The 11892-nt window shown below is 64.8% G+C and carries 14 protein-coding genes; 6 read left to right on the forward strand and 8 right to left on the reverse strand.

From position 1 onward, the window contains the following. The first annotated feature begins 116 nt into the window (after positions 1 to 116). The 4 genes from NP_RS10945 to NP_RS10960 are packed head-to-tail and all read left to right on the forward strand — an operon-like array spanning position 117 to position 3632. On the forward strand, positions 117 to 785 hold the full coding sequence (locus tag NP_RS10945) for a helix-turn-helix domain-containing protein (protein ID WP_011323924.1): 669 nt from the start codon (positions 117 to 119) through the stop codon (positions 783 to 785). A gap of 54 nt (positions 786 to 839) precedes the next feature. Beyond that, positions 840 to 1322 (forward strand): DUF7523 family protein, encoded by a 483-nt coding sequence (locus tag NP_RS10950; protein ID WP_011323925.1) that lies wholly within the window; start codon positions 840 to 842, stop codon positions 1320 to 1322. Between the two features lie 26 nt (positions 1323 to 1348). Continuing rightward, the gene (cysS, locus tag NP_RS10955) at positions 1349 to 2842 is read left to right on the forward strand and encodes a cysteine--tRNA ligase (RefSeq protein ID WP_011323926.1); all 1494 of its coding nucleotides are present in this window, start codon (positions 1349 to 1351) and stop codon (positions 2840 to 2842) included. A 37-nt stretch (positions 2843 to 2879) separates the two neighbouring features. Then, positions 2880 to 3632: a hypothetical protein gene (locus tag NP_RS10960; protein ID WP_011323927.1), complete on the forward strand. Its 753-nt coding sequence runs from the start codon at positions 2880 to 2882 to the stop codon at positions 3630 to 3632. A gap of 15 nt (positions 3633 to 3647) precedes the next feature. Here the strand turns inward: NP_RS10960 and NP_RS10965 are convergent, their stop codons facing one another. From NP_RS10965 to NP_RS14625, 7 genes are all read right to left on the reverse strand, one after another. Then, positions 3648 to 4139 carry a PadR family transcriptional regulator gene (locus tag NP_RS10965; protein ID WP_011323928.1) on the reverse strand — a complete coding sequence of 164 codons (492 nt, stop codon included), beginning with the start codon at positions 4137 to 4139 and terminating at the stop codon, positions 3648 to 3650. 128 nt (positions 4140 to 4267) lie between these two features. Then, positions 4268 to 5491 carry a tripartite tricarboxylate transporter permease gene (locus tag NP_RS10970; RefSeq protein WP_011323929.1) on the reverse strand — a complete coding sequence of 408 codons (1224 nt, stop codon included), beginning with the start codon at positions 5489 to 5491 and terminating at the stop codon, positions 4268 to 4270. A 105-nt stretch (positions 5492 to 5596) separates the two neighbouring features. Next, positions 5597 to 5947 (reverse strand): 50S ribosomal protein P1, encoded by a 351-nt coding sequence (gene rpl12p / locus NP_RS10975; RefSeq protein ID WP_011323930.1) that lies wholly within the window; start codon positions 5945 to 5947, stop codon positions 5597 to 5599. Positions 5948 to 5953: 6 nt separating this feature from the next. Beyond that, positions 5954 to 7018, reverse strand: coding sequence for a 50S ribosomal protein L10 (locus NP_RS10980; protein WP_011323931.1), 1065 nt, complete (start codon positions 7016 to 7018; stop codon positions 5954 to 5956). Further along, entirely contained in the window at positions 7015 to 7653 is a 639-nt protein-coding gene (locus NP_RS10985) for a 50S ribosomal protein L1 (protein ID WP_011323932.1), read from the reverse strand. Before NP_RS10985 ends, NP_RS10980 begins: the two co-directional genes overlap by 4 nt. A 186-nt stretch (positions 7654 to 7839) precedes the next feature. Next, positions 7840 to 8331 (reverse strand): 50S ribosomal protein L11, encoded by a 492-nt coding sequence (locus NP_RS10990; protein ID WP_011323933.1) that lies wholly within the window; start codon positions 8329 to 8331, stop codon positions 7840 to 7842. Positions 8332 to 8443: 112 nt separating this feature from the next. After that, entirely contained in the window at positions 8444 to 8608 is a 165-nt protein-coding gene (locus tag NP_RS14625) for a hypothetical protein (RefSeq protein ID WP_158303764.1), read from the reverse strand. 103 nt (positions 8609 to 8711) lie between these two features. Here NP_RS14625 and NP_RS10995 point away from each other — a divergent pair, with 103 nt between their 5' ends. After that, positions 8712 to 9827, forward strand: coding sequence for an OBG GTPase family GTP-binding protein (locus tag NP_RS10995; protein WP_011323934.1), 1116 nt, complete (start codon positions 8712 to 8714; stop codon positions 9825 to 9827). A 9-nt stretch (positions 9828 to 9836) separates the two neighbouring features. Here NP_RS10995 and NP_RS11000 read toward each other — a convergent pair whose 3' ends face one another. Next, positions 9837 to 11000 carry a hypothetical protein gene (locus NP_RS11000; protein ID WP_011323935.1) on the reverse strand — a complete coding sequence of 388 codons (1164 nt, stop codon included), beginning with the start codon at positions 10998 to 11000 and terminating at the stop codon, positions 9837 to 9839. Between the two features lie 120 nt (positions 11001 to 11120). Between NP_RS11000 and NP_RS11005 the strand changes: the two genes are divergently transcribed. Beyond that, positions 11121 to 11876, forward strand: coding sequence for a VOC family protein (locus NP_RS11005; protein WP_011323936.1), 756 nt, complete (start codon positions 11121 to 11123; stop codon positions 11874 to 11876). The last annotated feature ends 16 nt before the right edge of the window (positions 11877 to 11892 follow it).

The raw sequence follows: 11892 nt of genomic DNA on the forward strand, positions 1-11892 counted from the left end.
ATTGGCTATTCGACGTGTCGCCCCTGATTCGAGGGAAGTTGAAATGCGCTGGTGCTGTGCCGCTGGAGGGGCTGTGGCAACAAAAGAGGTAAGCCGGTCCGACAGAACAGCGATATATGCGCTATGCGACCGTCACTATCACGCCCGAAAGTGGCGCGTTTCAGCCGGCGGACGGGGCGGTCGCGGACGACCCTGCCGTCGTTCGCGAATCGATAGACCAGCTTGAGTCTCTCGACGACGGTACCTGCGTGATGCTCTCTCGGGTCCGAGGCGACCTCTCGCGGGCCGCCGACATCCTCGATGGGCAGTCGGACGTCCTCGGCTACGACATCGCGACCGACGGCGACAGCCGAGTCGGCCAACAGCACGGCTACATCTACGTCCATTTCCGACCGACGGAAACGGTCGCAGAGCTGCTTGCGGCCGTCGAAGAGACGGAGGCCGTCCTGAAGACGCCGCTGGAGTACCGTGACAACGGCGGCGTCCGGGTGACGCTTATCGGCGACGATGAGACGATACAGCGAACCGTCGAGGCAGTCCCGAATACGGTCAGAATATCGTTAGAGGGAACGGGCGATTACCGGCCGAGCACCGGGCGGTTGCTCTCCGTGTTAACGCCGCGGCAGCGGGAAATCCTTGAGGCAGCGGTCGAGGCCGGCTACTACGAGGTACCGCGACAGGCAACCCACGAGGACATCGCCGAGACGGTCGACGTTTCGGCCGGAACGGTCGGCGAACATCTCCGGAAAGTGGAAGGAAAGCTGCTGTCGTCGCTCGTCGAGTGACCGACAGCGGCCACGACCGACGGGCTCTTTGACGCCCGCCGTGAGCGTTCCCCTATGACTGTTGCCGCCGATACTCGGGCTGCCGTCCGCGAGCGGCCGTTCCTCGAAACCGCGCTCAGGGCCGGCGTCGTCAACTACACCGCAGCCGCGCGCGTTCTCGATGTCGGCGACACCGAGGCCGTCGCTGCGGCACTACGCCGATACGCTGAAGCGGCCGACGAGTACAGCCCGCCCAAGACGGACGCCAGTGTTTCTATGCGGTCGGGCATCGGCCGTAGCGACGACAACAGTAACGGCCTGTTCTCCGTCGGCGACACGTGCTTTGCCGCCGACGGCGGGGACCTGACGGCTATCGTCGCAGAAGGCGATGTCGAACCCGGGGTGCTCGAACCGGTGCTTGGCCGGCTCCGAACCGCCGATATCGGGGTTGAGGCCGCAGCCGCGGGCGACGGATATCTCGCTGTTGTCGTCGGCCGCCGGGACGGAGCCGACGCGGTGCGGGCCGTGGAGGGCAGCCTCGGCCAAGCGACGCATTGAAACCGGCTCCGGGCGACTCCCCGACAATGACGCTCCGTGTCTCGAATACGCTTTCGGGCGAACGCGAGGAGTTCGAGCCGGCCGACCCCGACAACGTCCTGCTGTATTACTGCGGCCTGACGGTTTCGGATTACGCCCACCTCGGTCATGCCCGGACGTGGGTACACGTCGATGTGATTCATCGGTGGCTGGAGGCGCTCGGCTACGATGTCCGCCACGTCGAGAATATCACCGACGTGAACGAGAAAATCGTCGCCCGCGTCGGCGAACCGGCCGACGGCGACACGTTCGGCGACGACGAGGGTGATGTGGCGACCCACTTCATCGACCAGTTGCTCTCCGATATGCGCTCGCTCAACCTCAAGCGGGCGGAGGTCTACCCACGCGTTTCCGAACACGTCCCCGAGATTATCGACCTCATCGAGACGCTCGTCGAGCGCGGCTACGCATACGAATCCAACGGCTCGGTGTACTTCGACGTGACCGAGTTCGAGGAGTACGGAAAGCTCTCCAACCAGCGGCTCGAAGCCGTCGAGGCACAGGGGCCCGAGACCGAACAGGCCGAAAAGCGCCATCCGGCCGACTTCGCCCTCTGGAAGGCCGGCGGCGTCTCCGAATCGGCACTCGAAGAGCACCGCGATGCTGACTGTGAGTACGCTACCGAATCCCCCGCCGGCCAGACGTGGGCGTCCCCATGGGGCGAAGGACGCCCCGGCTGGCACATCGAGTGCTCGGCGATGTCGATGACGCATCTCGACGACTCCATCGACATCCACATGGGCGGCCGCGACCTCGTGTTCCCGCACCACGAAAACGAAATCGCCCAAAGCGAGGCCGCCACCGGCGAACAGTTCGCCCGCTACTGGCTCCATGCCGACCTCTTCCAGATGGACGACGAGAAGATGTCCTCCAGCCTCGGCAACTTCATCCCGGTCTCGGAGGCCGTCGCCCGCTTCGGCGTCAACCCGCTCCGGATGTTCTTCCTGTCGGCGTCGTACAACTCGACCCAGACCTACAGCGAGGCAGCCATCGAGGAGGCACTCGAACGGTGGGACCGGCTTGCGGCCGCGTATGAACGGGCTGCCGCGGCCGCTGACAGCCCTGCCGCGGGGACAAAGGTCGACTCCCCGCTCGGTGAGGCGGTCGAAGCAGCCGAGGCGGCGTTTACCGAGGCGATGAACGACGACTTCAACACCCGCGAGGCGCTGTCGGCGCTTTTCGACCTCGCAAGCGCCATCAACAGCCACCTCGACGACCGCGACCGCTACGACTACCGGGCGCTACGCCGAGGTATCGAGGCGTTCGAGCGGCTCGGCGGGGACGTCCTCGGCTTCGACTTCGACGGCAGCGCCGACGGCGAGGCGGCGCTGGCTGGCGAGCTCGTCGAGCTCTTGCTCGAGGTCCGAGAGGCCGAACGCGAGGCCGAAAACTACGAACGGGCCGACAAAATCAGAGACGACATCGAGGCCCTCGGCGTCGAGATACAGGACACCGACGACGGCGCTGAGTACCGACTGTAGGCAAAACACACATATTTCGGTGTAAAAAAGCGTGCGTATGCCGCCCGAGCCCCTCCAGTCCAACGGCTCCTGTCCCGAGCAGACAGCCGACAGCGAGACACCGAGCGGCGGACAGCCAGACACCAACCGGCATCGACCCAAGGCACTCGGTCGTATCGTGTATGTCTGCGCACAGGCCGGTTCGGCCGCGTTCTTTGTCGGAATTGCCCTCGCAGGGGCGGTCGTTCGGCTCCGGGAACCGGAGCGTCAACTGGCCGAAATAGACGCCCCGAAGTCGGCGTTTAGCACACTACCGGACACGACCGAAGCGCTGCTGTGGACCCTGTTTCAAGCCCACGGCGTCGATATCACCGTCAGGGAGAGCAGTACTGCCCCGGAAACGTCTGCGGCCATCGCGGACGCAGCCATCGTCGACCCTAGCTGGCTTGTTGTGGCCGTGCCGCTCGTGCTGCTCGCTGCCGGGGGTGCCGCCACCGCGGCTCTTGCTCCCCAGTCGCTTTGGGGGGCTGCCGGGACAGGTGCCGCTATCACGGTTGCGTACGCGCCGCTCGCGGCGCTTGCGGTGTGGCTTGCCACGTACTCGCCGTCGACGGTGACGATGGGCATCGAAGGCGACCCTGGTCCGGGAACGGCCGTGTTCGGTGACGGGTGGGCCGTCGGGTTCAGCATCGGCCCCGACCCGCTGGCCGCGGTGTTTGTTGCCGGCATCGCGTATCCAGTCGTGTTCGGGGCTGTCGGTGGTGCCGCAGCGCATCTCAAAAAGCAGAGCCGCTCAGAGCCGAGTCAGTAGCCGCCGCGAGAAGCGTCAGTCGTCCATTTCGTCGACATCAATCTCGTCCAGCGCTCGGCTGAAGACTAATCCGAGCGCGAGGTGCTGCTGCATCGCCGCCTGAATCTCGCCCCGGACTGCTTCTGTGTCATCGATAGTGTATTCCTTCGTCTGGACGAGCTCCCGCATCTCAAGTAGGTCGTCCGCTTCGAGGTCGTGCAGCATCGGATACACTGTTCCGGGGCTCAACTGTGCGCCGAAAAATCGGCTGAGGTCCTCCATGATGCCTTTCCCGTGGGTGTCCGTCGAACGAAGGCCGACAAGCAAAAGCAGCAGCTCCGGCAGCGACTGCTTGATAAGTCCGTCATCGACATGGAGCGTTCCACCCTCGAACAGCGTCTCGGAAGCCTCTGTGACGACCGCTTCGGTCCGTGCCGCCGGGTCGGCGTCGTCGCGTGTTGCGTCCCCGTCCCCGAGTTCGGTCACCAGCCGCTCCAGCGTCGGTTCGACGTTACCTTGGGAGCTCATTCGTCAACCACCTGCGTGTGAGGCATACTCGCACAAAGAGAGTCATGTTATATAAATGTCCGGTAATGGAAGGTCAACAAAAACAGTGAAAAGAAGGTGCGACGACGGCTGCTCGTGATGCTTGGCGGCTACGTGAAAAGAATTGGACAGATTAACACACCCATCAGATTCGCCCGTCGCGCCCGGTATCGGGCCGGAACAAGGCCAACAACGGCGGCAGCGGCATACGCTACGACACCGACGGCACCGGCAAAGAGAAACGATACTGCCGCGAGGCCACAAAGCAGCGCCACCGAAAGCCGGGCAGGGTCGAGCGCGCCGACGACAGCGAGATATCTGTCGCCGACGAGTGGAACGGCGACCACGCCAACGAGCGCTGAGACGCCGACCGAAGCGAGCAGGTGGGGGACCGAAAGCGGGACCGACGCCGCCTCGACAGCGACGAGAACGCCTGTCCGCGGCGACCCGAGGGCGATGAGCGCAAAGAGCGCAAAGACCGTGTTTGCTGTATTAACGCCGGATGTGGCGACGATGAACCCCCGGGCACCGTACCGGCCGGGGACGGCAAGCAGCGCAAACGTCGCGGCGATGGCACTGGAGACCGCCGGGACGTAGCCAACAACTGCGCCGGCAGCGGTCCCCAGTCCCGCGAGTCCGGTGACGCTCCGCCCCGAGGCAGCGATTTCGGGGCCGTCCTGTGGCGGAATGCCGTCGCCGCTAATGGCGTCGACGAGCACCGGCGCGCCGAAGAGCCCGGCAAAAAGCGGCGCAAGCATTCCGCCAGCAGAAAGCGGCGCTTCGGGCGAAAGCGAAAGCGTCGCGACGCCTAGCAGGCCGCTCAACCCGAACGAGACGGCGGCGACGAGCTTGCGACCCGGAGTGGGCTCTGTCAGGACGAGTGCCGCCGCGACAGCCATCAAGACGAGCGATAGGTGTGCCCGAAGAACGGGCCACACCGCCGTCATCAGCCGCGTTATCGGAACGGCGAGTGGGACCGCAAGCGCGACCGCGATGCCGCTACCGAGTGCCGATAGGCGCAGCGCTTCACGCCCACGCCCCTCCAACACGAGCCGGTGGCCGGGGAGCGCGGCGACGGCCATCGCCGGGTCGGGGACGCCGAGCGCGAGCGTCGGGACGATTTCGAGGAACGTGTGGACAACCCCAGCGGAAAGCATCGCCATCCCGACGTACAGCGGCGGCCCCGGTACCGACGGGGCAATGCCAGCAAGCAGCAGCGCCATGTTGTTGGCGTGCAGTCCCGGGACAAGCCCGCTCGCGGTGCCGAGCGCGATGCCCGCCGCGACGAACCCGAGGGCGACTGCCGTCTCTCTCGGCGCGAGAACCACTTCCATCGGAGCGTCTGGCGTCGCTATCCTACATAAGCCGCCGGGAGCGACACGGCCGGGCCGGTAGCTGTCGCTGGGTGAGAGAAAAAACGGGAGAAGGTGGTGTCGGCGTTATCCGAACAGTTCGCCGAGGCCTTCGCCGCCGTCCTCGTCGTCGCCGTCGTCTTCGGCTTCCTCTTCGGCTTCCTCGGCCTCGTCGGCGTCGCCGCCTTCGTCGGCTTCCTCGGCCTCGTCGGCCTCGGCAGCGCCGCCCGCGGCAGCGCCACCAGCGCCGCCAGCGGGGACGGCTGCGGCCGTCTCGATGGCCTCCTCGACGTCGACGTCCTCGAGTGCGGCGACAAGCGCCTTCACACGGGACTCTTCGACGTCGACGCCGGCCGCGTCGAGAACGTCAGTGAGGTTGTCTTCGTTGAGCTCTTCGCCAGATTCGTGCAGGATGAGTGCTGCGTAAACGTATTCCATTGTAAATCACCCGAACATGTCGCCGAGCGCGTCGCCACCGTCGCCGTCTTCCTCGTCGGCGTCGTCGGCGTCGTCGGCATCGTCAGCATCGTCAGCATCGCTTTCGTCTGTCTGTTCTACGTTGCCGGTATCGTCCTCGTCGTCAGCCTCGGCAGCCGAATCGGCTGCAGCCGGCTGTTCGACGTCCTGGAGTTCCTCCGGGAGCGCCTCCTCGTCGTCGATCTGGGCCGCGAGCGCACGAACCTGTGCGTCGGCCTTCGAGACGAGGTCGTCGGCGAGGTCGGGGCTCTCGACAGCAGCCGACAGCCCGACGGATTTGGCTTCGCCAGCGGCCTTCGCAAGCATCGACGGCGCGGTGCGCGCGGTCGGATACTCGGCGTTGACCGAGAGGTTGCGAGCGGCGCTTGCGGCCGACTCGATGTCGGTCCGGTAGGACTCGACATCGATGTCGAGTTCCTCGGGGGAGAACAGCACGCCCTCCGAAGAGACACCGCGGAGGTCAAGGCCGACCTCCTTCGGCTCGATACCGAGCTCGCTCAGGACGTTCGATAGGTCCGAGGAGACCTCCTCGCCGGCCGAAAGGACCGTCGAATCCTCAACGACCTTGATGGAGCCGCCCTCGATGCGGGCGTTGGCGCCGACCTGCTGGAGGTCGCCGACGAACGGCCCGGGGTCGACGCCGGTGTCGCCCTCCGGAATGACGATGTCGTTGGGGGCGACCTCGCCAGCGTTGATGGGCGCGGGCGTCTTGGACTCTTCGAGCTGCTGGTAGAGTCCGAAGGGGTTGTCGTTCGTGCCGATGAGCCCGACCTGCCCTTCGACGTGCTCGACGAGTTCTCCGAGGCCGTCGCCGCCCTCGTTGAGAGCCCGTTCCATCAGGGTGTTCCGCGAGACGCGCAGCGCAGCGGTGCCGTGTAGGTCACGGCGCATGTCCTGCAGCTGGCGGCTCGGAATGCCGGTGATATCGACGACACCGACGGACTCGTAGCGTTCGAGGAACGCCACGAGCTCGTCAATTTCTTCCTGCTTCCACTCAGGGATCGTCTCGGTTTTGCGAGCTTCGGCGCTCATGCGGGCACCTCCACAGCTGGCCCCATCGTCGTCTTAACGTACACCGTATCGATGTTCTGGGGGCCTTTTTCCAGATCCGTGAACAGGCGTCGAAGGATGACGTCGACGTTGTCGGCGATAGCATCGGCGTCCATATCCTCCGCGCCGACGCGCGTGTGGAACGTGCGCCGTTCGCCGGACCGGACCTGTACGGTGTTCTTCATCCGGTTGACCGTCTCGACGACATCGTCGTCGGGCTGCAGGGGCGTCGGCATCTTCCCTCGGGGGCCGAGCACGGTCCCGAGGTACCGACCGATGTCCTGCATCAGGTCAGCCTCCGCGATGAAGAAGTCGGTCTCATCAGCGAGATCTTTCGCCGCATTGTCGTCGTCTCCGAGGTCTTCGAGGTCGTCGCTGTCGAGTACATCGTCAGCAACGTCCTCGGCACGGAGGGCGGTTTCGCCCTCTGCGAAGACGACGATATGCGTGTCCTGGCCCGTACCCGAAGGTAGGACGATGCTCTCGTCCACCCGGTTGTTGGGGTCTGCTAGGTCTAGGTCGCGCAGGTTGATAGCGAGGTCGACCGTCTCACGGAAGTTCCGCTCGGGTGACTCGCTCATTGCGCGAGATACTGCGTCCTCTATCGAATCTGCCATCGTTCACCTCCGTAGTTGCAGCCACATGGGCTACTACGGCGTGAAACAGGCTACGCCTGTCTCATTTCGAGGGATGGGGATGACCTACTTAAGGCCGTCGAACCAGCGGCGGTATGCCGACCGCTCCCATCGGTAGCGACAGCGATATCGCACGCGGCGAGAAGCGAATAAAGAGCGACGCTCGGCTTAGGCCGCCGGCTCGGCTTCGGCGAAGACGTCGTCGAACTCGCCGTTGTCGAGCCGCTGGTTGAACGTTCGGGCGTCCTCGCCCTCGATGGTAACACCGAGGGAAACGCAGGTGCCGGCGACTTCCTTGGCGGCGTTGCGGGTGTCGTAAGCAAGCAGGTCAGGGAGCTTCTGCTCTGCGACCGTCTTGAGCTGTTCGGCGGACATGTCGGCGACGAACTCCTCGTTGGGCTCGCCGGAGCCGGTCTCGAAGTCGAGTTCGTCCTTGATAAGCGCCGCCGTCGGCGGGACACCGACGTCGATATCGAAGGAACCGTCGTCATCGTAGTCGATGGTGACGGGGACTTCGGTGCCGTCGAAGGCTTCAGTCTGGTCGTTAATCTCGTTGACAACCGCTTGCACGTCAACCGGCGTCGGGCCGAGTTCGGGGCCGAGCGGCGGCCCGGGGTCGGCCTGCCCGCCGGCGACGAGCACTTCGATAGTTCCAGCCATACACGAACGGAGTGTCCGGGCGACTTTAAGGGTTGTCGATTCGTTCCGACGTGGGACTGTCGGACACCCGCTGCTGGTTTCGGCGGTGGTGGAGTCGCCGATAACAGCCGTCTCAGGCGCTAACCACAAAGAGCCCGAAGACAGCCGCCGCGACGAGCACGCCGCCGACCCACCGGAGCCCGTAGTCGAACGCCGTCGAAAACACGATGTGGAAGACGCCGACGAACGCGAGGCCGACACAGGCGAGCGAGTACGCGAGCTTCTGCTTGCTCTCCATGCAGCACCGTTGCGGCTCGAAGGCCATAGCCCTGTACGTTCCCGAAGCCGAGACGGCCGGCCAACCGAACGGCTTTTTCCGCGGGGACGTTAGGACTCACCCAATGGGGCTCAAAGAGGAAATCGAGGCGATAGAGGAGGAAATCGCCAACACCCCGTACAACAAATCGACCGAGCAGCATATCGGTCGGCTGAAAGCCAAGCTCTCCGAAAAGAAGGAGAAGCTAGAGCGACGGCAGTCGTCAGGAAGCGGTGGTGGTGGGTACGCCGTCGAGAAACACGGCGATGCGACCGTCGCGTTGGTCGGCTTTCCCTCTGTCGGCAAGTCGACACTGCTGAACGCCCTGACGAACGCCGAAAGCGAGACGGGCTCCTACGAGTTCACGACGCTGGATGTAAACCCAGGGATGCTGGAATACCGCGGGGCGAACCTCCAGCTGCTCGACGTGCCGGGGCTCATCGAAGGGGCCGCCGAGGGCCGTGGCGGCGGCCAGGCGGTCCTGTCGGTGGTTCGGACTGCCGACCTCGTGTTGTTCGTCCTCTCGGCGTTCGAAATCGACCAATACGAGCGGCTTAGCACGGAGCTGTACAACAACAAGGTTCGTCTCGATACGGAGCCCGTTCAGGTCAACATCCGCAAAAAGCACAAGGGCGGCATCAATCTCACCACCTCTGACAGGGTGAGCCTCGACGACGAAACGATAATGGGGGTGCTCAGACAGTACGAGTACGTCAACGCCGACGTGACCATCCGCGAAGACCTCACCATCGACCAACTCGTCGACGCGCTACAGGACAACCGCGAGTACCTCCCCTCCGCGGTCGCGGTCAACAAGGTCGACCTCATAGAACCCAACTACGTCGAGACGGTAAAGGAGAACCTTCGCGCCCACGATATCGACCCCGAGGAGGCGGTCTTCATCAGCGCCGAGAAAGAGAAGGGACTCGAATCACTGAAAGAGACTATTTGGGAGAAGTTGGGCCTCATCCGGATTTACATGGACAAGCCCGGCCGGGGCATCGACCGGGACGAACCGCTCATCCTGACTGAATCGGAAAACACTGTCGACGATGCGCTCCAGAAGCTCGGGGGGAGCTTCGACGACCGGTTCCGCTTTGCACGCGTAACCGGCCCGTCCGCCAAGCATGACGAACAACAGGTCGGCCGCGACCACGAGCTACAGGACGAGGACGTGCTGCGAATCGTCGCCCGGAAGTAGAGCCGACAGTTAGTCGTCTGCCGGCACCCGCCAGCGGCCGTCGACGGTGAGCCGGTCGCCGTCGATGTCGATGTCGCGGGTGCTCGCTGAGGTGCCGATATCGTTTTCGTGGGCCGCCCGCTCCGGCGCGTCACCCTCGGGATAGACCGCTGCGAGCGTCGCCGACCCCTCCTCCGGTCCAAGCGTCAACGAACTCACGAGGCCAGTAGCCGCATCGAGCGATTCGCCGCCCTCGATTGCCGTCTCTGCTGCGGCCTCGTCGGGGTCGATGCCCCACGCGCCGAGTGTGATGTGGCCCTCGCCCGCGGTCGCCAGCGCCCACGCGGCATCGTCGTCGCCGGTAAGTCCCGATTCGTCGCCGGCGACGATGTCGAGGGCAGCATCGATATCGCCTTCATCAGTCAACGAAACGACAACGACATCGTCGGCGACAGCGAACGCGAGCCCCTCGGTGCCGAAGAGTCCGTCGTCGGTCCCCTCGTAGACATCGAACGCGCCGCGCTCGTCGGCGAGTTCGAAGCCGTCGCTCGCGGCGACAATCGCTCGTGCGTCGAAGGCTCCGCGGAAGACACCGACGCCGTCGGCGACGAGTATCGAGTCGATGCGGACCGACTCGTCGATGTCGGTCCCGCCATCGTCCTCATCAGCCGGGGCGTCAGCATCGCCATCGGCCCCGCCGTTTGCTTCGTCCCCGTCGGCGATGTCGTCCCCGGAGCCGTCCTCGGGCTCCGCTTCGGTATCGGGAACATCGTCGCCGAACGGCGCAAGCAGTTCGTCGCCGAAGCCGTAGGGGGCAGCACCGAAGCTGACCGTGAGCGAAGCGACCAACAGCCCGCCGATGGGGTACCCAATCAGCGGGTCGACTTCCGCGACGGTCCCGTCAACTCCGAGGCTCGGGTCGACGGCATCCGGAAGTTCCTCCGCGTACGGTCGGTCGCCGTCGTCGGTTCGAAGCCACTCGGCGTCGAGATGGACCGCGAAGACGCCGTCACCGTCAGCAGCCAGCATGTCATCGGCGTAGGCGGGCGGGTCCTCGCCGAGGACGCCCGAACAACCAGCGAGGGCTGCAACCGCGGCTGCTCCCGTCGCTCCGAGAACGGTGCGTCGGGTCGGCTGGAGCTTTCGGTTGTCCGGCGGCGAGTCCTCGGCTCGGCGGCGAGTGTCGTCTACCATCGTCCGAGTGGAGCGACGCCGGCAAGCCGTATAGGTCGTGTGGCCGTCCACACCGGGTGCCTTTTGTGGTCGACGGGGGTTTCCGGCATCCTTTCGGTGCTGGCGGCGCTTCCGTCCCACATGGACGGCATACTCGACCACACGATGATTCGCGTCGAAGACCTCGATGCGTCGCTGGAGTGGTACACCACGCACCTCAACTACGAGGAGAAGGGCCGCTGGGAGGCCGAGACGTTCACCAACGTCTATCTCGGTCCGGAGGACGCCGGCGACGCTGCCGCACGTCTGGAATTGACCTACAACCACGACGGCCGCAGCTACACGATGGGCGACGCGTGGGGCCACATCGCCGTTCGGGTACCGGACGTCGAGGCCGCATACGATGAACTGATGCAAAGCGGTGTCGAGGATTACCGACCGCCCGCGGAGAATCCAGGGTATGCGTTCGTTACGGACCCCGACGGCCACGAGGTCGAAATCGTCGAACGCGACTACGGGACCAAGTGGTCGCTGGACCACACGATGCTGCGCGTCGAGGATGTCAACGCCGCCCTCGGCTACTGGATACGGACGTTCGAGTACGAACCGACCGGCCGCTGGGAAGCAGATAGCTTCGCGAACTACTTTGTCAGTCCCCAAGACGCTCCGGCGGAGGCGATGGACATCGAACTGACCTACAACTACGACGGCCGTAGCTACACGATGGGCGACGCGTGGGGCCACGTCGCCGTTCGCTGTGCTGACCTCCAGTCGGCGTGGGAGACGCTGCAGGAACGCGAGGCACCGGACTACCGCGACCCCGAATCCTGTGACAACCGCTATGCGTTCACCAAAGCCCCCGACGGCCACGAAATAGAGATTCTCCCGACGGAGTAGCCCGACCAGCGGCCCG

This window comes from Natronomonas pharaonis DSM 2160 (genome assembly GCF_000026045.1).
GTDB classification, from domain to species: domain Archaea; phylum Halobacteriota; class Halobacteria; order Halobacteriales; family Haloarculaceae; genus Natronomonas; species Natronomonas pharaonis.

Coding starts and splice junctions, on each gene's coding strand:
- NP_RS10945 (WP_011323924.1), top strand. CDS start 117: ATGCGCTATGCGACCGTCACTATCACGCCCGAAAGTGGCGCGTTTCAG.
- NP_RS10950 (WP_011323925.1), top strand. CDS start 840: ATGACTGTTGCCGCCGATACTCGGGCTGCCGTCCGCGAGCGGCCGTTC.
- cysS (WP_011323926.1), top strand. CDS start 1,349: ATGACGCTCCGTGTCTCGAATACGCTTTCGGGCGAACGCGAGGAGTTC.
- NP_RS10960 (WP_011323927.1), top strand. CDS start 2,880: ATGCCGCCCGAGCCCCTCCAGTCCAACGGCTCCTGTCCCGAGCAGACA.
- NP_RS10965 (WP_011323928.1), bottom strand. CDS start 4,139: ATGAGCTCCCAAGGTAACGTCGAACCGACGCTGGAGCGGCTGGTGACC.
- NP_RS10970 (WP_011323929.1), bottom strand. CDS start 5,491: ATGGAAGTGGTTCTCGCGCCGAGAGAGACGGCAGTCGCCCTCGGGTTC.
- rpl12p (WP_011323930.1), bottom strand. CDS start 5,947: ATGGAATACGTTTACGCAGCACTCATCCTGCACGAATCTGGCGAAGAG.
- NP_RS10980 (WP_011323931.1), bottom strand. CDS start 7,018: ATGAGCGCCGAAGCTCGCAAAACCGAGACGATCCCTGAGTGGAAGCAG.
- NP_RS10985 (WP_011323932.1), bottom strand. CDS start 7,653: ATGGCAGATTCGATAGAGGACGCAGTATCTCGCGCAATGAGCGAGTCA.
- NP_RS10990 (WP_011323933.1), bottom strand. CDS start 8,331: ATGGCTGGAACTATCGAAGTGCTCGTCGCCGGCGGGCAGGCCGACCCC.
- NP_RS14625 (WP_158303764.1), bottom strand. CDS start 8,608: ATGGAGAGCAAGCAGAAGCTCGCGTACTCGCTCGCCTGTGTCGGCCTC.
- NP_RS10995 (WP_011323934.1), top strand. CDS start 8,712: ATGGGGCTCAAAGAGGAAATCGAGGCGATAGAGGAGGAAATCGCCAAC.
- NP_RS11000 (WP_011323935.1), bottom strand. CDS start 11,000: ATGGTAGACGACACTCGCCGCCGAGCCGAGGACTCGCCGCCGGACAAC.
- NP_RS11005 (WP_011323936.1), top strand. CDS start 11,121: ATGGACGGCATACTCGACCACACGATGATTCGCGTCGAAGACCTCGAT.